This is a genomic window from Gilvibacter sp., assembly GCF_965601605.1.
Taxonomy (GTDB): Bacteria; Bacteroidota; Bacteroidia; order Flavobacteriales; family Flavobacteriaceae; genus Gilvibacter.
This window is the reverse complement of record NZ_CBFCWJ010000027.1, coordinates 38,846-57,890: the sequence shown is the minus strand read 5'-3', so window position 1 is coordinate 57,890 and position 19,045 is coordinate 38,846. Positions and strand designations below refer to the sequence as shown.

The 19,045-nt window shown below is 41.8% G+C and carries 8 protein-coding genes and 1 pseudogene; 6 read left to right on the top strand and 3 right to left on the bottom strand.

Going from position 1 to position 19,045, the window contains the following annotated elements:
* Positions 1 to 31: 31 nt before the first annotated feature.
* The gene (locus ACSLP7_RS07595; protein WP_435578746.1) at positions 32 to 2,098 is read right to left on the bottom strand and encodes a T9SS type A sorting domain-containing protein; all 2,067 of its coding nucleotides are present in this window, start codon (positions 2,096 to 2,098) and stop codon (positions 32 to 34) included.
* Between the two features lie 296 nt (positions 2,099 to 2,394).
* On the opposite strand from ACSLP7_RS07595, the gene ACSLP7_RS07590 reads away from it, so the two are divergent.
* From ACSLP7_RS07590 to ACSLP7_RS07565, 6 genes and pseudogenes are all read left to right on the top strand, one after another.
* Positions 2,395 to 4,263: a tetratricopeptide repeat-containing sensor histidine kinase gene (locus tag ACSLP7_RS07590; protein WP_435578745.1), complete on the top strand. Its 1,869-nt coding sequence runs from the start codon at positions 2,395 to 2,397 to the stop codon at positions 4,261 to 4,263.
* A complete protein-coding gene (locus ACSLP7_RS07585) occupies positions 4,256 to 4,993 on the top strand; it encodes a LytR/AlgR family response regulator transcription factor (RefSeq protein ID WP_435578744.1) in 738 nt (245 codons plus the stop codon). Before ACSLP7_RS07590 ends, ACSLP7_RS07585 begins: the two co-directional genes overlap by 8 nt.
* Before the next feature lie 50 nt (positions 4,994 to 5,043).
* Complete coding sequence (locus ACSLP7_RS07580) at positions 5,044 to 5,943, top strand: hypothetical protein (RefSeq protein WP_435578743.1); 900 nt, start codon at positions 5,044 to 5,046, stop codon at positions 5,941 to 5,943.
* A 191-nt stretch (positions 5,944 to 6,134) separates the two neighbouring features.
* Positions 6,135 to 7,184 (top strand): annotated as a pseudogene (locus ACSLP7_RS07575) (RHS repeat-associated core domain-containing protein); the annotation flags it as partial.
* 9 nt (positions 7,185 to 7,193) lie between these two features.
* Positions 7,194 to 7,502 carry a hypothetical protein gene (locus ACSLP7_RS07570; protein WP_435578742.1) on the top strand — a complete coding sequence of 103 codons (309 nt, stop codon included), beginning with the start codon at positions 7,194 to 7,196 and terminating at the stop codon, positions 7,500 to 7,502.
* Positions 7,503 to 7,580: 78 nt separating this feature from the next.
* Positions 7,581 to 8,627 carry a tyrosine-type recombinase/integrase gene (locus ACSLP7_RS07565; RefSeq protein ID WP_435578741.1) on the top strand — a complete coding sequence of 349 codons (1,047 nt, stop codon included), beginning with the start codon at positions 7,581 to 7,583 and terminating at the stop codon, positions 8,625 to 8,627.
* A gap of 5 nt (positions 8,628 to 8,632) precedes the next feature.
* Here ACSLP7_RS07565 and ACSLP7_RS07560 read toward each other — a convergent pair whose 3' ends face one another.
* Together ACSLP7_RS07560 and ACSLP7_RS07555 are read right to left on the bottom strand one after the other, a co-directional pair.
* Positions 8,633 to 9,067, bottom strand: a complete 435-nt coding sequence (locus tag ACSLP7_RS07560) for a hypothetical protein (RefSeq protein WP_435578740.1) — start codon at positions 9,065 to 9,067, stop codon at positions 8,633 to 8,635.
* An 8-nt stretch (positions 9,068 to 9,075) separates the two neighbouring features.
* Complete coding sequence (locus ACSLP7_RS07555; protein WP_435578739.1) at positions 9,076 to 19,035, bottom strand: RHS repeat domain-containing protein; 9,960 nt, start codon at positions 19,033 to 19,035, stop codon at positions 9,076 to 9,078.
* Positions 19,036 to 19,045: the final 10 nt, after the last annotated feature.

Genomic DNA, 19,045 nt, shown 5'->3' with positions numbered 1-19,045 from the left:
GGAGCCTTTTTAGTTTGAAGTTGTTTAAAGCTTATTGCTTGATCAGACGTTTTACCGCTGTTCCTGCAGCACTTTGTAATTTCACCACATAAAGACCAGTTGCTAATTCAGACACGTCTAGTGTCAAACTAGCATTTTGGTTCATGGTTTGAGTCAATACCTGCTTTCCAGTAATATCAAAGATCTGGATGCTCTCCAAGGCTTCGTTAGCGTTCCACTGGATCTGCAATTGATCTCCGGCTGGGTTTGGATAAAGAACTACTTGTGCTTCCGTAAACTCATCTACAGATAGTGCACAGAAATCGTTAGGATCTTCTACAGTAACTGTAGCATCACAGCTAGACATGTTTCCGTTAAGATCGGTCACCATAATATTAACTGTTACATCTCCAACGTCATCACAATCTAGTGGATCTGGTGATAGCGTGTGCTCAAAAGACACATACATCAAATCCTTAGTAGAACTAGTCAAACCATCTGCAGATGGAGTTGCCAGTTGAGTTCCGGTTCCTGAAGTCAAATCAACTACATAGATAGCGTCGCAACCAAAAGTAGTTGAACCAAGTACGCGATCTCCTCCAATGTACTCAATACCCTGTGCAGAACCTCCGCAACCGCCGTCAGGAACAGCAAAGGAAACTACTGGGCTAACAGTTCCAGTAGCAATATCAATAGCATTCACGTTTACCGTACCCGAAGAACTGGCATGTAAAAGACGGTTGTTGTCAAAATCATAAGTAAACCCAACACCTCCGTCAGAACCTGCAGTTCCAACATCAGCAAAGGCATTCATGGTTCCAGTACTGATATCATAAAGACCTATTTCTCCAGATTGGAAGGTCACATAAATTGCGCCATCACTACCAAAAGTAAAGTCTTGTGGTTGGGTATCTCCCAATGGAGAAACCATGGTATCAATAAAAGTCAAAGTACCTGTAGTGATGTCATCAACACGGAACAAAGAGCGCTCAAAACTATCGTTGTCTTGCATAATGTACACCGTGTTCTCAATAGGGTGCCAGTCAATTCCGTAAAATTGGTTGGATCCAGTCATTCCTTGATTAGCCACACGAATACCGATGTCATCTGTATCTGCATCATACGTGTATAAGTGAACATCCATGGTACCGCCTGCAAAAGCATCTACTGCCCAAAGGTTGTTAATTGGAGCGTTACTGATCTCCCAGCCTTCTAACGGCACAGAAAGGTCCGCTTGAACCTCAGTGGTTGCATCATTACAAGCAACCGCAAAAGGAGAACCTGCGTTGATATACATCAAATCCTTAATGGAATTGTCAAATGGGTTTGGATCAGAAAGGCTTACTACTGCCTCCGTATTCAAATCAATAGTGTAAATGATTCCACAACCAAAAGTTGAAGAAGAGATACACTTACCATTACCTACATACTCCACGGCCTGAGACGTACAAGAACCTCCTGCTCCTGGTACAGAAGCAAATTGAAACAATAGATTGCTTACTCCTGTACTAGTGTCAATTTCATAAACGTCAATTGGGCCCGTACCTACAGTGTAGATCAATCGGTCGTTGTCCCAGTCATAGGTCATTCCAGCACCACCAGATCCTGGTAAAGTACCCAAAGCGGTTCCAACACCAGTAGAAGGATCTACTATGTTCAAATCACCAGAGCCGAAAGCAACATAAAGTACTCCGTTGCGGTCAAAGGCCATAGCGTTAGCATTGTTTGCTCCTCCTGAAGAAGTGATGGCAGCGATCTCAGAACTAGTTCCAGATCCTACATCCAAAGTAAAGATGCTTCGTCCGCTAGTACCTTCAGAGAAGTAGTAAACCATCCCGTCAACAGGGTTGTAATCCAAACCATAGTTGGTAGAGATTCCGGTGTTTACCAAAGTCGCTGGATCGTAGTTCAAAAGGTCTGATTCTGGAAAATAGCTAAAACGAGCTACGCCGTCTCCAAAAGCAGCTACTGCATACAGGCTATGTGGCTGTAAAACAGTGCCCCCAAGAGTGAATTCTTCAGTGGAACAGTTTTCATCAATGGGGTTTGTAGGGTTTGTGGCAAATGCCGCTGAGCCAATCATTAGCATTGCACACAAGGAGAGATAAAGTTTTTTCATTGTGATTGTTTGAAAAATTGTTGATTAAGCTTAAAGTTAGGAAAAAACCCATGCGCTCCGACAGCGCCGTACACTTTATCGACAAAAGGATCAAAAAAGGGGAAAAAACCCATAAGCTTTCTTTTTGATGTAAGAATGTTCCGTAAAATAACTACTGTTAAACCGCAATATTTCACAGCTTAAATCAGCTTAAACCACTCAAAATCAAGTAAAACCTTGTCTAAAGGTTAAAACCTTTATCGGGCTTTACTAAGGTGCTTTTACTTGGTTGTCATTTTTCATATGTTTACTGTCGGATGCAATTTACCCCCTTTCCTGTACTTCTAGTTTTACTGCTCTTTCTCTCTTGCAAAGATCAAGGAGATTCCCTTGCCCAGATGGAAGCTGAGATTGAAGCATTTCAACAGGAAAGCAAAGACGAATTAACCGACAGCACGGTGACCAATTTGTATCAGGCAGCGGCCTTATTGCGAAAGAATCCCGAGTTATCTGATGCTGCAAGAGCCTACAACGATCACCTTCTGGGGTTTTATCACCGCAATAATGGGCAAATCGATTCCGCTTCCTTTTACTTTAGTCGTTCGCTCGAATCCCTTCCAGATACTTTAAAAGCGAATAATTTTAAGTTCATAAACTACTTTAATGCCGCCTGGGATAATTACTATTTGAAAAGTGACTTTGGAAACGCCTTGGCTGTAGCCGAAAAATTTAGCCGAAAGATCAAATCCGAAGACACCTTAGCTCAAGCTTGGCTCAACTACTTTTACGCCCAAACGTATTTTGGAAATCGCGACTATGAGAATGCGAGAAAATATAACGCCAAACACATTGAACTTTGGCGCAGTCTGGGAGATTCCAACGCCTTGGCCAACGCGGAGATCTTGCAGATCAACATTAACGATTATCAAGGAAAGAATTACCAACAATCAGACTCGCTCACGCAGATCCTGATTGGAAAGGAACAATCGCTCAACCATTATCTGGCTCAGCAAGTTCTTACCAAATACGCGATTAGTCAATACTACAAAGGAGATTTTGAAACGGCGCGTGACTTTTACAAAAGGTCTCTAGCTCACGTAAAGCAAACTCCAGATTCGCCAGATAGAACTCAAAATCTAGGCCTGGAATATTGCAATTTGGCCGAGGTGAGTATGGACCTAAGGGATTATGAGGCGGCGCAATCCTACTTAGACTCAGTAAAGGGACTGGGCCTTAACAAATTGAGAAACAGTAGCAATAAAAGCTATGTGAAGTATAATTTTAGATTGGCTTCAGAAACCAATAAAAGCCCTCGCGAGATTGGTATTTTGGTAGATTCCATCTCAAATTTCTTTGCAGATGACTACCGAAAGAAGTACTCCGACGAACTGGTGGAACTCACTAAGGCGTATGAGAAAGAGCGCGAACTACTGGCTGCACAACAGTTAAAAGAAATTGAAAACATCCGTTTGGAGAATCGGGTGTATTTTATCGCTGGAGGTGGTTTACTGCTGATCGGTTTAGGCCTTTTGTATTACAGACAGCGCAAGTTGAGTTTTGAACGTGCCGGACTAAAAATGCAACAGCGCTTGCTGCGCTCGCAAATGAATCCGCATTTTACTTCCAATACATTGTATGCTATCCAGCGGCAAGTCAAAGAAGCACCGGCCCTAGCAGAAGAATACTTACTCAAGTTTTCACGATTGTTACGGCTAATTCTGGAAAACTCCATGGAAGATTATGTGCTTCTAGAAGACGAACTAGAATCGCTGCGCAAATACATGGACCTGCAGCTCATACGATTTCCTGGAAAATTTGAATACGAGGTGAAATTAACAGGCTTGGATGAGGAAGATCCGGTCTATATTCCACCCATGTTATTGCAACCTTTTACAGAAAATGCCATCGAACATGGATTTAATGGCATCACTTATACAGGGAAGCTATACATTGAACTTACAGATGAAAAGAAATACTTATCTTGTCGCATCCGAGACAATGGCCGCGGCTTTGTAACGGATTCTTCCAACTCGAAAAACTCAGCCTCAACGCAACTGATTTCAGATTTTCTGACTAAAGTTACAGGGGCAGGTGTGAAATTTCAAAACCTTCCAAAAACGACAACGGAACACGGCGGGACTCAAGTTTCTTTCTTGATACCTATTAAAAGTTTTGGCAATGATTAAGGCAATTATCATAGATGACGAAAAAGCGATACGCGAAGACTTAAATCAAAAGATTGAAGCGTATTTCACCGATGCTATAAATGTAGTGGCGAAGGTAGGAAGTGTTAAAGAAGGGCTCCTGGCTATTAATCTGCACAAACCGGATTTGGTGCTGCTAGATATAGAATTAGAAGACGGTACTGGTTTTGATCTTTTACAACAGATCCAACACAAGGATTTTGAATTGATCTTTATCACTGGCTTTAACAATCACGCCATTAAAGCGATTCGCGTTGGTGCTTTGGATTATATTTTGAAACCTGTTGACGATTCAGAATTCACAGAAGCAGTTAAAAAAGCCATTGACCAGAAAGAGGCGGCCAATCTGGAACAGTCTCTGGAGGCTACTCATGACTATTTTAAAGGCATTGGAGAAAGGAGAATCGTACTTAAAACTACCGATACCGTTTACGCCGTCTATGAAAAAGATTTGCTGTATTGCCGTTCAGATGGGAATTACACCACCTTTTACACGAACAACAGTGAACGCATTGTAGTTTCCAAACCCTTAAAGAAAATTGAAGAACTCCTCACAGAGGCTGAATTCATCCGTTGCCATCAGAGCTATTTGGTAAACCGCTCCTATGTGAGAAAGTACAGCAAGCAAGGGGTTTTGATATTGGCCGATGATGTAAAAGTTCCGGTTTCTAGTCGTAGAAAGGACTACGCCTTAGAACGGATATTTAAATAAAAAACAATCACAACACGTAGAAATCAATAATTAACATTAACAAATTCATTATGAAAAGAAGACTTTTACCACTTCTTATGATAGCAGGTTTGCTGTTTATAGGTTGTGAGAAAGATCAAGTTGATCAGCTGGAAGATCCAGGGATCGACAAAGCCGTTAAGGTGGTCAATGCTATTCAGACACTCAGCAGTGACATTACCCCTCTTAGTGTTCAATCCAAATCCAGTAGTTTTGATGACGATTTTGAAGCCGCCAACCTCTGGTTTGCATACTATACGGCAAAGACCTTAAAAGAGGATGCAGGATCTCGATTCTTTTTTGGCTCCGTGTTGAGCGCAAACAATACCGTTTCTGCATCTGCACTCTTGGACGATACATACACCAACCCATTTAGAAATGCCTTTAGAGATTTTGTGTGGTCTCAGGTATGTGCAGAAATTGATTGTGGACGTCCTGATCCACCACCACTAGGAGGTCCAAAACCACCACTCAATCCAAATGAAGATGGAGGGCCAGTTATGGGAGGTGATATTGACGGACAAATTTTAACCATGCGCACTGGTGGAATTGGAATAGATGATGGTAGTGATGATCACGGTATAACCATTGCTAATCAGATGACAGATGCCTTTATTGACTACATTACCAATGAGTCGTGCATTGAACTGTTTTTACCTAATGGTATTGATTACACCACATCGAAATCGTACTATGCAGTTTCACACCCGCTTAACAACAATTCCGGCAATTTAGGATTGGAATATTTTGACGTGCCGCAAGTACATGACGATGGCAATGAATACGAAGGAGGCACAAAATTCATTAATCCCGCTTTAGTGAATGCAGGCCATGTTGTAATTGTTTCCAGACCAATAGATCAGCCTTTGGTTCCAGGTTGTGGTTACAGCACCTATTTTGGTGTCAGTGACTTTACCCTGTTCCTAGACTAAGAATTGAATCCTTATTGAATTATAAACCCCGCCCATGTGGCGGGGTTTTTTGTTACGAGTCTTTTAAAACGCCCTTTTTGTCCCTTAAAAAATGTACAAAAAGGGCGATTTGTGGTTGTTTTTCAAAGTTTTTAAACTACCGAAATTCATTATCCACCGCAGCTTAACGCGTTTTAGATTACTATCCCTTTGGGATGCTAATGCCAAACAGGCATTTTAATACCTCGGATTACCGTTACGGCTTCCAAGGCCAGGAGTTGGATAATGAGATTAAGGGCGAAGGGAATTCTATTAACTACAAGTATAGAATGCATGATCCGAGAGTGGGGAGGTTTTTTGCTACTGATCCTTTGTCATATAAATATCCAATGTTATCTGAATATCAATTCAGTGCAAACACTCCAATTATGGCGGTTGAGTTAGAAGGATTAGAATCGAGCAATGATCCTAACCCTACTCAAAATCAAAGCCAAGACCCTGATATCCCAACAGATTTTGTCATCATTCCTGAGGATGGAATACCATTATCTGAAGTAACAGTAACATACAAAAAACCACTACCGGCAAATTATGACACAAGAGATCAGGATAGAATTTATTGGACTTCAGAGGTTAATCAAAACGATGTAAATCTTACTTACGAACAGTGGAAAGTAAAATACGGTAAACCAGGAGAGACCTATTTAGCTGCTAAAGCAAGAAATCAAGAAGAATGGGGGTCATATTGGGAGGCCAAATATGCACAATGGGACAAAGAAGCTAGGGAAGAAAGATTAAGACAAAAGCTTTGGATTTTTACATCTTACTTTTGGATGGCAGAGGACGTACTGTCAGTATATCAGCCGGTTAACGCCTTCGCGGGAATTACATCAAGAGTTACAGCCAAGTCCTATAGTTTTTCGGGAATATTATCCAAAAATTCTGATGATGTTATAGCTTATAGAAACTTTGGTCCAGATGAATATGCTGCCTTTAGAGCTGATGGGAATAAGTTCTCACTATTAGATAACGGATTTGGAGAAAAACAATTTTGGCTAGACGATGCCGGACTTGAGTTTTGGATGAATTCTAGTTTTAGTAAAGCTTATACAATAAAAATAAGGATTCCGAAAAGTTTAACTCAATATGAAAGAATGCTGGACGGCCATAGAGCATTATCATTCGATAAATACACTCTTCCAAAATTAAATAATAACTTTAAAATCGAATGGTTTGAAGTTAGGCCTGGTAAAGGATTTTAAATTAAATAAATGGCAGAAAAAACATATTGGTTTAAGTTTAATTTCTCAGAGAAATACAGAGATGGTTACAAGAGTTATTTCAATCAACAAATGACAATCACGATCTGGAATGAAATGGACTATAATTTAGCATTTCCGGCGAGATTTGAAAATGTTAAAAATGTTAGAGAACAGGTAATTGGTGAGATGACTGTTCTAATGAATGAAACTATTTGCCTTCGCGACTTAAACAGTAAATTATTTTACTTGAACACAAAAGATGACATTGTTGGTGAAATTATTTTGTTAGATGAAGATTTTTCACTTTCTGAACATTAATACAAAATCCATATACGAATTTGAAATTGTTATTTGGATAAGTAGTAATTGATAATATGTTGCACAAATTTCATTTTTATGAAAACTGCGCAACCTTTACTCAAGCTGTATCAAACTTTTATTCGTGACTCTGAGACGGGCAAACGTCTCAAAAAAAACGGAGAACGTATCAAAAAGGCCTCCATAGACAATTATAAATACGTCTACAGAAACTTGGTAGAGTTTGAAAATGTCACCGGTTTTGAGTTGCGTATTTGCGACGCGTCTAGGCTTACAAAAAGGGAGTATCTCACTGAGAAAAACTACTGGAAGAAATTCTATAAACGATATACGGATTACCTCTACAAAAAAGGCTGCTACGACAATTACGTGGGCCACAATGTGAAGGTGATCCGTACGTTTTTTAATTATTTAAAGAACGATAGGGATTTCAATACAGGCGACTTTCAACGCTTGTTTTATGTGCGGAAAGAAGAGGTCGATATTCTTGTTCTTTCTCCAGAGCAGCTCAAGTATTTAATTCATGATAAGGATCTTGAAAAGAACTTAACTCCAGGACTGAGGCGCATTAAAGACATCTTTGTATTTGGATGCACCACGGGACTGCGGTTCAGTGATCTATTTCTGTTGACTAACAAGAATTTTGAATATCAAGGAGATTCTTGGTATTTAAAAATCAAGTCTAAGAAAACCAAGACCTACAGCTACATTAAGCTGCCAGAATACGGAGCGCAGATATATTTAAAATACCGACCGAGATCGGTCAAAAAGCCAATCTTTGATTCACTCTCCTTATTCAACTTCAATAAAAGCTTAAAGAAGCTCGGAGAGCGGGCTGAATTTACTCAGCCTGTAAACTGGTCAAGAGAGCAATTGGGACGCGTAAAAGGGCTTAAATCGACTCACAATAGCAATGTAATTCGCTTTTGCGATAAGATGAGCTCTCATATGATGAGACGAACCGCTATTACTACGCTTTTAATATTGGGAATGCCCGAACATCTTGTGAGAAAGATCTCCGGGCATTCCCATGGTTCTGCTTCATTTAACCGCTATGTGCACTATGCGCAAGCTTATATTGACAAAGAGATTGAGAAGGTGCATGAGAAGTTAAACATATTGTAAAAATGTTATTTAAATAATACTATAAGTGCTGTGAAAATTGAGACCAAACCTATGATCAAACCAACGTTGGAATTTGTATTTATAATTGAATCATAATCCTCCGATAATATGTAATTGTAATCTTCATCATAAAGCGCTATTAAATTATTCTCTGGTCCGTATAAAGCAGATACTATCTGTCCGGATTCTAACTTATTAAAATCAGCTGACTTTTCAGATTTTATATATAATTCATAGAAGATATTGAACTTACGATCATCTATAATTACCCACGCTTGACCAGAGCCTTTATAGCCGGTACGCAATACTTCAAAATTTTTATAAGTACCAGTGTATTTATCTTTTGGCTGAATCTCTTTAGTAGACCAGTAGTTGTAAATACTAACGGTCCCCAAAAAGAGGCAACAAACGACGATAATTGTTTTATCTTTTAAATTCATCGATTAATCTAGTTACTCTTCCCTCCGCTTCCTTCGTCTTGGTTTTCTTCCATTTCATTTTCTGGAATTGGAGTATATCCATCTTCACCTTCGGTGAAAAGACCTTCAACCCACACTTTTGCCTTACTGGCGTTCTTCTTTACGTACTTTTTGACAGTATTCTTGGCTCTAGATTGAAACTCGCCTTTAAACGATTCAGTCCAACCTGCATTAGAATATTCTTCTGAAAGCATGCTTGCAGCTTGACTTTCTAATTTATTAATTTTCTCTGCCCTTTTATGAATTCTATTTTTTAGCCTTTCTGCTTTCTTACGTTTTCCTTTATCAACAGCATCATCGAGCATATCATTTAAGGCATGAACCTCTTGCTCTAATCGTACCGCCTTATCTAGTTTTCTTGTAATCCTTTTCCCTTTGCGCTTCATTGCTTTTGGAATTAAGGGTTGTGACGACATAATTTCTCCAACTAGTTTATCTCCTAATACTGAGGTCAAAACTTCGACAACATTGATCTCTTTTCCATTCGCATAATCTTTTAAAGCTAAGTTTAAAGATTCTTCAACTAGAGTAATAGTTTCTTTTATGAGATAGAATGTATATGCTCGGTATTTTCCTTTAAAAAGCTTAGACACACGCTTCGCGGTATAATTTGACCACGGTAAGAAAACCGCCCGTAATCCTCCTGTTCCAGCTTCGACACCAACATCGGTCCAATCAACGTTGGCTATTGCCGATTTAAAATTAAAGTCACCTTCAAGAATCATGTAATCTATCATTTGAAATGTAGTTTCACTAAATGCAGATATTACTGCTCCCTTCAGGAAAACGGGCCAGGGAAAATCTCCATTCTTATCCGTGAACATTAGTGGTGAATTTAAAGAGTATGAATAAGGTGATACTTGAGGAAAATACTCGTCATACCTGTCCATACTAAACCACCGTCCAATTCTTGGATCATACATCCTCGCGCCGTAATCATAACTATTCCCAACACCTTTGAGCTCATCGTCTTGCTCCATACCATTAAACCCATATCGATAATCACTGGTATTAAAATGCCTATTCGGCATGAGCATCCCAAAGGGATAGTAATCGTTGTAGGCTTTTATGTCCGGATTAAAGGCCGTTAAAGTGCTTCCAGAAAGGATCGGTGTTTTCTTGTCAGAGATCACGCTTAACACATTGCCCAGGTGATTAGACAGCTCATAACGCTTGTCTCCCACGGTCTTTTGCAGTAAGTCTACAGTAGGTACTGTCCCATTAGAATCGTAAACCAATTGGCTTTTGCTTTCCAGACCCAAACGGCTACTACCGTAGATCTGGTTCTCAATGAGATTCAAACGCAAACCGCCTTCTTCACTGTTTTCTTTGTAGACCGACAGTGGATTCCCTTGAGCATCACGCACATAGTAGGTCGTCTCTAGATCTGAAGATCCTCCGCGCTTCACGGTCTTGGCAATTCGATTGCCCAAGCCGTCGTAGATAAAGGTGATCACCTCCGTCGCATTCGGGTCGTTAGAGCCTAGCGGAACCTTAGTTACCTTGTCTACCTTCCCATCTACACGCCATTCAATGGTCAAGCCTTCCGTACGGTCCAGGATCAATTGACCAATGGCATCGTAGACATAATTATGGGTATCGGTATTGTTGATGTCATAGGTAGTACCTAAAACTGCGTTCAATTGATCAAACTGATCTTCTAAGTCGTTCTCATAATCAATTGGCAGTACAGAACCGTCTACATCATCTCCCACAATAGTTAGTTGGTTATTACCCAACTTGTAGTTGTAGGTGAATTCATCCATACGGATCGGATTTCCTCCATTCTCCATAGTGACATCACCAACATTTCGGTTCAGTGACGTGAGGTTTCCGTTCCTGTCGTATCTATAAGCAGCATCGTATGCATTGTTCAACACAATACCCGTAGTATTATTAATTGAAGAACTGTTATACAGTTTGATGCGATTTAGCTGATCGTATCTGTAACGATTAGACTGTGTAGGCAGATTTGCATTGTTATTCTCTCGTATGGAGGTCACCATCTGTTTGATGTTCCCATTGTAGAGATCAAAATCACTGTTGAATACGCTTCCGCTCACAGAACTGATCTGATACGGGTTTGAACCCGCTGCAAAACCGACACTTGGCGTATAGTCCTTTTCGTCATCGTTGTAATAATAAGTCAAAGAATACCCCATGGCATCTCTGGCAGAGTTTCCACCTATCAGGTCTCCGTCCGTTCCAGGGTCAAAGCTCAAATCGTCTAAACTTTCACCGTTTACACTCTTCAACCAACCTTGCAAGGTGTACACATAGTCCATCCCTTGAACTTCTTTGTCTCCAATGAGCACGCGTGCCAAAGGCCCGTGGTGATAGTACTCATACACCGCTTCTTGTTCCCACACATAGCCAGAAGCTGAAGTGGCAACCTGTGTGATTCGATTATCAGCATCGTACTCGTATTTATGGATGAACTGATCTGGCTTTCCAGGTTGGATGGTGACACGATGCACGTTCCCACTGATCAGATCATAGTCGTATTGAATACGGCGTATTTGTTGATCCAAATCTGTTATGTTGGAATTGGTCCAACGGAAATAATTGGCCAGCTCCTTAACGTTACCGTGAACGTCATAATTATAGGCGATCAGGTTATGGTATTTACCGTAGTTGATCGGGCTGCCAAAAATGTCATCAAAATAAACTACCGCAGTCACGCGATTTCTCGAATTGAAATCGTCATAAGATGTTTCAAAAAGAGCATCGGTAAAGTCAGCTCCCGTACCGCCGTCTAAGTCTTCAAATAGCGGAGCTGCTGTATCGTAATAGGTATGGGTAACCTGCTTAAAGGATTGTATTGCAGATCCTGCTGGCTCGTAAAAGACATAAGGAAGCGGATAGGTATTTGGGTCTATCTCATATTCCTCTCCAGTATTCACATTGTACAAGCGGCCGTTATCGTTTATACCCACTTCATCAATGGCATTGAATTCTCCAGCTTCTACCACACGGCCCAAGCCGTCATATGTAGTATAGCTGAACCATTGGTAGGGATTGCTAGTAGTAACCTCCGTACAGCTTCCAAATTCAATATTTTCTATTACCGATCCTGCAGTATAGATACCCATATCGATGTACAGGTTCCCTGCAGCGAACTCTGGTGTGCTGTAAACTTCTGATCCATTGACTCGGTATGAGATCATTCCACTTTCACGTTTGATCTCAAAAACATCGCCCGTGGTAAATGTACCTGAGGCAGTAGCCGAACCGTTTACAATAGTCTCATACTTAAACCCTGAGAACAAATGGAAGGCATAATCAACTTGATTCAACTCACCTTCAGGGTTGTAACTCAATCCTAAATATGACTCGTCATGCACCGGCCCAGCAGATTCCAAGGTGCGTCTTAAGAAACCGTCACCAGAAATGGACTGATCCGATATGGCAAAAGCCCATCCATCTCTACGCCAGCTCTGTTGGCCTTGATGCCCATTGTCGCTGATGTACATATTCTTAGAATACTTAGAATAAGTAATGGGGTCATAAGCGCTCTCCAGAACGGTTGTTGTAGTGTTTGCTCCTTCTACCTGATTGGCATTCTGAGAAGCAATGATTCTTCCCAGATCATCATAGGCAAAACGCGTTTCGCCACCGTCTGGTGTTTTTTGCCAAACGAGTTGATTCAGTGAGTTGTATCGGTACTGAGTCTGATATCCGTGATTCGGAACCCAAAATGGCACTTCTGTATTTTGCCCACTGTTTCTGTGTGTATTAATCAGATCATTGAGCGTACCTGTGGTAAGATCAAATCGTTGCACTCCTTCTGGAGCAACGGTTTGTGCTAGGTTTCCAGCCTGATCGTAATAGTACAGGGTATACTGGTACTCCTTGTCGTAGTACTCCATATCCAGGTTCTCTACTACATTGCTCATGGCCGTATCGATATACCCAGCAATGAACTGCTCCACCAAACCGTCAATATAATTGTCATAGGCTTCCTGACTGTAAGTTCCAATGATGGTACTTACTTGCTCATCACAAGGGTCAACCTCTCCGTCAATAATGATCTCTCCAATAGCCAATGGAGCCGGAGGACAAAACTCACCCAAAGATGGGATGTGTACTGTATTGACCCACTCCGTCCATTCGAGCATCAAAGCTGGATCTCCTGAATAGTCGTCTACATATACTGCGTAGGCGTCAATTACGTCTTCAATAAACTCATAACCGTAGTTCAGATCGGTCTCTCCAAAAGTGGCGATATCAATAAAGCCTACAGACTCCGTGGAGCTGATCCCGAGGTCGGTCAAATAGCTCGTATACGAATCCACTAAATAGGCGTAATTCAAATCACAGAAACGTTGTTTATCCAATCCAGGAGGGACGGCATAACCGTCAATTCCTGCTGCAAGTACTAAGAAATCGTCGTACTTCGGGTCACAAGGAACCGGTTGCACTGTCTGGGCCACACAAGTCTCGCAGGTGGCATCTCCATCACCATTATTGGTTCTGAACTCCAAGGCGTACATAGGTGTTGCCAAATTATTATCATCAGAATCTAAGTTGAAGATATTACCGCCTTGATAGGTGTTACCAGCATAAGTATACTCACCATTTTCTGCAGTAATTATAATCTGTCCTGAAGTTCCAATTCTATCCCCAGCTCTAAACTGGAAGGTGTATGGAGGCATCATTTTAGGATCTCTCCATCGCATTTGACGTCCTGCCGTAACTTGAACTCCAGGCCCGAAAATTGCATCATCAACCCACAGATATTTAGGTGAGCTACCTGTGGTAGTCATCGCAGTACCTATGTTATTTTGTGGTGGATTTGGATCCGTCTGATCATCTAGGAAATTGAAGTTATAATCGTTACCGTTTATAGAATAACCCAATTCGAAAATTTGATAAAATGCAGCAGCATTACCCGCTGTCGCGCTATCTCGGCCCATATAAATGTAAGGTACGCGGTGGTTGGAACCACTGGCGTTATCCACACAAGTATCACCAGCATCTTCAATGGTTACATTACCCAGCGCTGTTGAATAGCTTGCGCCATTGATGGTCAAAGCAACTGCTATATCACTTTCATCCATTGGGTTTACGTCATCCCAAGTATTTATAAAGTCGACTTGTAAGCTGTAATCTATCCGATCACCCAAGAGGTACAAATCGTGAACAATCACACGAAAATCTCTGTATTTCAAGGCAGGTGTTCCTTCAAAGACACAGCCGTTTGGAATGTACTTTCTCAGATTGAATTCCAGTTCGAAATTTCTATCGTCACAGCACGAATAAGGTAAGCCTGGCTTAAAGGATGCGTTGGTATACACAAGGTTTCCTGCCGGATTGATATAGTGAATCTTAATATCATCTTGCACAAACTCGTAGTTCTCATAATGGATGCCTTCTACGCTTTGAACGGCTGCGCTACCCAAATCTACACCATCGGTCATGTTAAGGGTGAAGTTCACCCCTACACCTTCAATTCGGTAAACCGGGTCAGGCAAATACTCAACATACCAGGTTGCACCACCGGCCACAGCATCGTCTTCCAAGAATTCCGGAAGGAAGCTGTCTGTCCATTGCGAGTAAGCATTTAGATTAGTTGGTGAAGCTGCAGTTGCATTAATTGCTCCGGTACCTTTTAAGGCATTAACAAGCAGTATTAAATCTCTTTTAAATTTAGCCTGACGGGTACATCCATAAGGACTGTCTGGATCGCTCATCTGATCGTCCAAAACCTCGCCAACACCATCATCGTTTAAACCACATTCACCAATAGCAGCAACAGTAGAGCCCGTAAACAAAGCTTCTTCTATAACACTACCACTCTTTTCAATCATGGCGATGAACTCAAACTCAAAGCGCTCCGTACTCGCATTATATTGAGAGAAATAAAGGTTTCTAACGCCTACCAAGCGCCACTTCCCTGCAGGAATGATGGCATCTACAGAATAATTACCCCACGAGAAACTTCCTGGGTCAATAAGAATTGCATCGGCTGCAGAGATCGGTCCTGATGGAGAAGCTCCTGAAAGTTCAATACTCAGAACATTGGAGCTATTGGTACCATCAATAAGAATATCTCCTGGAACGTTATCCAAGTCACCTCCAAGCGCCTCATAAAGGTCTGGAGTCAAATATGGCCCTAAGAATAGGTCTCCAGAACGAACAGGATGCTTTAAAAGACCTGACGCATCAGTTTCTGAGAAATACCCCTTTAAAAAGATGTCCAAATCAAAATACAGCGGACAGTTTCCTGTTTCTACATAATTGATGTAATCGTTATCTCCTTCCATCTCGGTGATCGCGTCTCCCGCTCCCACTCCAGAATTGTAAAAAGCATCAACCGGAACAAATCGACGTTCGCGATCAGCATAAGCCTCGGCTCCAGGCTGATCGCAGAATTGATCTGCAGTATTGTCATTGATATGCGCTTGAATGGCCGCTTTGTTCGTGTAAGTATCGATCACATTTGTAACCTCTGCGGAGATCTCCTCTCCGATACACCCATTAAAACAACCATTTTCCAGGGCATAAGCATTCATAAAGACGTGCTTGATCCTTGATTTTAAACCGATGTAGTTACCCACATAAAGTTTCCAAATGTTGTTTTGACGATCTATACTACCCAGACCATCAATGGCATTGAAAAGTGTACTGTGAGTAGCAGACGGAGTACAATCTGAAATACCGTTACAGTTTCCAAGAATGAAGGCATACATAAGTAGATTGGCCGGGTTGTCATTACTGTCTACAGCTCCTTCATAATTGGACTGCATGGCTTCTTTCATGATAGCCTTACGCATATCCCACAAATCACCATCAAACGGGCTGTCCGTGTCAATTATGGCTGAGAAGTATGGATCCTCATCCATGAGTTTCTTATAGTTTCCAGAAGTAACTAATCCCGCTAATTTGGCCTCTTCCCAAGTATCTAAACTCTGAATATAACTGTCGTATCCATCAGAGTCCATGCTTACTGACTCACCATTTACAGTGACATTGTCAACTAAGGCACAAACCAGTTCTGCATAAGTCAAATAACAATATTCCGGATGCGTAGCTACCAGAGAATTAGCCCAAGAAGGCTCCCAGGCAGATATAAAATCTGCCACGTACATTAGACTGGTTGGAGCGACATATAAATAAGTACTTCCGTCTGGATTGGTCCCGTTGCTAACGCCTCCGGTCACCTCTGGAAGGTAACCCCCAACAGCTGGGTCTGGATTTTCAATGACCACTACTTGAGCAGGGTTACCCACTGCATCCATATAGGGCGAGTTTGGACTTTTCCAATGCACACCACCCACGGTACCTGTAGCAAAGTTGTAAAGCACATTGGCTTCATTAAAGACAGATAAAGGTTCATCGACGGTGGTCTCTCCTTCTAAAATTTCTATGGATCCGTATTGTCCAAGCGGGCTCACATCGCGCAGTAAATTTGAAGAGCTAATCACACAAGATGTACTTGCAAACTCGGTACAAATAGAGTCACAAGTATCCAAAATGAGTTGCCATTCGCTTTGAAAGCGTTGAATCATAAGGGCCAAAGCGCCTTGATCAATGGGTTCAGGTCCGTTAATATCGTCTGGTTTGTCCATGAAACTGACAATGATATTACCATCGGGATCTGTAGAGTCATAGGCAAAAGTGTCGTTGTTGTAGTAGTTGATCAGACTGGTAATGACATAGTCTATCTCTCCTTCCCCGAAACTTTCAGTACAGGTTTCGCAATCCACCGGGTCACAGGTTGGGAAATCCACTTGAGGGATAAAATCATCTGGGTTTATATAACAATTACTGTCACCGCTGTCATCGGTAAGTTTGGCTCTGTAATCTTGAGCATAGCGCTCCAAAACTTCAGGGTCTACGCGGAGGTCTTTTCTAATACCGTAAGAACCTATAGTCAAGGCGCCAGAAGTAAAATCGAAGCTTTCATTAATTGGAATCGAATTGCCGTCATAACTCTCAACACCAAAAGTGCGCTCGTCCGCATAAACATCGTTCCCACATTCATCCTCAACGGTGAACAGGTATTTATAGACATAAGGATATACCTCTGTCGGGCAAAATTCCGGACTGAATGATTCACCGATTTCAATGGAATATCCAAAGTTCAGCGCTGTGCTGTTCTTAGCCACTAAATGTTGTAAACTGGCTTCTAGAATGTCTTTATGCGGACCAAAGATCAAGGAAGCCAAACGTTCATTCCTATCGAGATCTGTATCCGGATCCCCATCGTTTAGTTTATCAAGAACATCTACAGTCATATAGCCGTGAAGGGTTGTTGAACCCTCGTCTTCTAAGCCAATAAGGCTTCCTGGTGTGTCCCCAGCCAAAGCTGTTGCTATGGTTCTTCCCTGCGGATCCACATAGCTGATGGAAACTTGCCCGTTAGGGTCTACCACCATGTTCTTTTTGTAATGCTGAGCATTTCCTACTCGATACCCGAAAAGGCGGTTCAGCTCTTCTTGTGTAGGTACTCCGTAGTAGTATTTCATTTCGTGATCGGTACCCAACTGATGCGTTGGACCGACCCCACTTTTGCGTTTTACACGACCGGTATTGTCTGGAGTATACTCAATCTGTGAAAAAGGAAATCCTTGCGCATCTGGAACTAGATCTTGGAAAGTTCCGGTAGCTGTTTTTGGACCGTAATATTGACTTGCTCCGCTTCCATTATCCATGGACGTAGCGGCCACGTCGCAATTTTCGGTACTGTTGTTCCAGTCAAAATCGTTGTGGGTGTAAATCACGCCTGACGCCACCTGAGTGAAGTCACGGTAATAACGGATCACATTGTCGTCATATACCGGAACTGGTAAAGCTTCAATGGCAGGACGCCCTTGATTGTCATAAATGATCTCTCCAACTACGGGATTGTCATCGCTATTTATTTTGGTTACAGTTTGTCTGTTGCGCAGCGACCCATCAAAATAGCTCACCACTGCTTTGGACTTCCCTTGCTCCGCAAAGGAACGCTGGAACTGCCAGTTCATTTTGTATTCGTGAGCCTTTACGTCAATTACATCTGGCCAGTTACCTAAGTTGGTATTGGTCCCTGTATCACTGCTCCAATTGGTATAATAAACCTGAGTTGGATCATCTGGAAAACGCCCTACTGCACGTACGCGGTATACCAAATATCCGCTGGCGTAGATCAAAGGAATCTCGTAAAAAGTCTCCGAAGTAATTACTCGGGTATTGTTGAGCTCAAAATCGCGTTCAGAAAATTCAATAGCACCTGCTGGTAAAAATACCCCTTCATCCGTGCCATAATCATCTATCCAAGTGTACTCCAGTTCATATTCTAGCGCATTGTAAACCTCATCCCAAACTATCCCGTAAGCAGCTGTCCAATCTCCGCCGCCACTGTCCGTACTCTCTACTGTATGAACACCTAAATTGGCCGGAGCCGCCGTACCGATATCGTAATAGCGCTCCACATAGAAACGCCCGTGCATAAAGAGATTGGCCGGAGTTGTCGTTATAGGTAAGCCCGTTGTATGATTCATCCCTGAGAATTCTACGAGCCTTACTCGTGCTCCGTAGTAACCCTCAAGGATCGTAGCATCCAAATCAATGTAGTTCCCTGCCCCAGCACTAGGGTTGTATTCCACATTAAAAATTCGTTCTACTGCGGGCAGTAAGGTCCCATTGCTATCATAGGGTCTTACCTTTACCTTAATTTGGTAAGTAATGTGCTCATAAGGCGGTAAGTCCGTATCAAAGGCAACATCAATATAGATCTTCGGATTGTAATCCGTAAAGCTTGTTGAAGTTGGAGATATGGCCTCTGGATCAAGAAAATTCAAGATCATTCCACTGTTCATATCAGTGTTATTGGCTTCATCTTCTGCCCAAATGCGTTCCTGAGAATGCGCATTGCTCCATCCAAGTAAAAGGAGGAGCGCTAGGGTAAAAATTGATTTAACGGAAGTCTTACGAATTGCTTTCATAGGAACGGGA

Excerpts from the sequence above, each read along its gene's own strand:
- ACSLP7_RS07590 (WP_435578745.1), top strand. The coding sequence starts at position 2,395 with ATGCAATTTACCCCCTTTCCTGTACTTCTAGTTTTACTGCTCTTTCTC.
- ACSLP7_RS07585 (WP_435578744.1), top strand. The coding sequence starts at position 4,256 with ATGATTAAGGCAATTATCATAGATGACGAAAAAGCGATACGCGAAGAC.
- ACSLP7_RS07565 (WP_435578741.1), top strand. The coding sequence starts at position 7,581 with ATGAAAACTGCGCAACCTTTACTCAAGCTGTATCAAACTTTTATTCGT.
- ACSLP7_RS07570 (WP_435578742.1), top strand. The coding sequence starts at position 7,194 with ATGGCAGAAAAAACATATTGGTTTAAGTTTAATTTCTCAGAGAAATAC.
- ACSLP7_RS07595 (WP_435578746.1), bottom strand. The coding sequence starts at position 2,098 with ATGAAAAAACTTTATCTCTCCTTGTGTGCAATGCTAATGATTGGCTCA.
- ACSLP7_RS07555 (WP_435578739.1), bottom strand. The coding sequence starts at position 19,035 with ATGAAAGCAATTCGTAAGACTTCCGTTAAATCAATTTTTACCCTAGCG.
- ACSLP7_RS07580 (WP_435578743.1), top strand. The coding sequence starts at position 5,044 with ATGAAAAGAAGACTTTTACCACTTCTTATGATAGCAGGTTTGCTGTTT.
- ACSLP7_RS07560 (WP_435578740.1), bottom strand. The coding sequence starts at position 9,067 with ATGAATTTAAAAGATAAAACAATTATCGTCGTTTGTTGCCTCTTTTTG.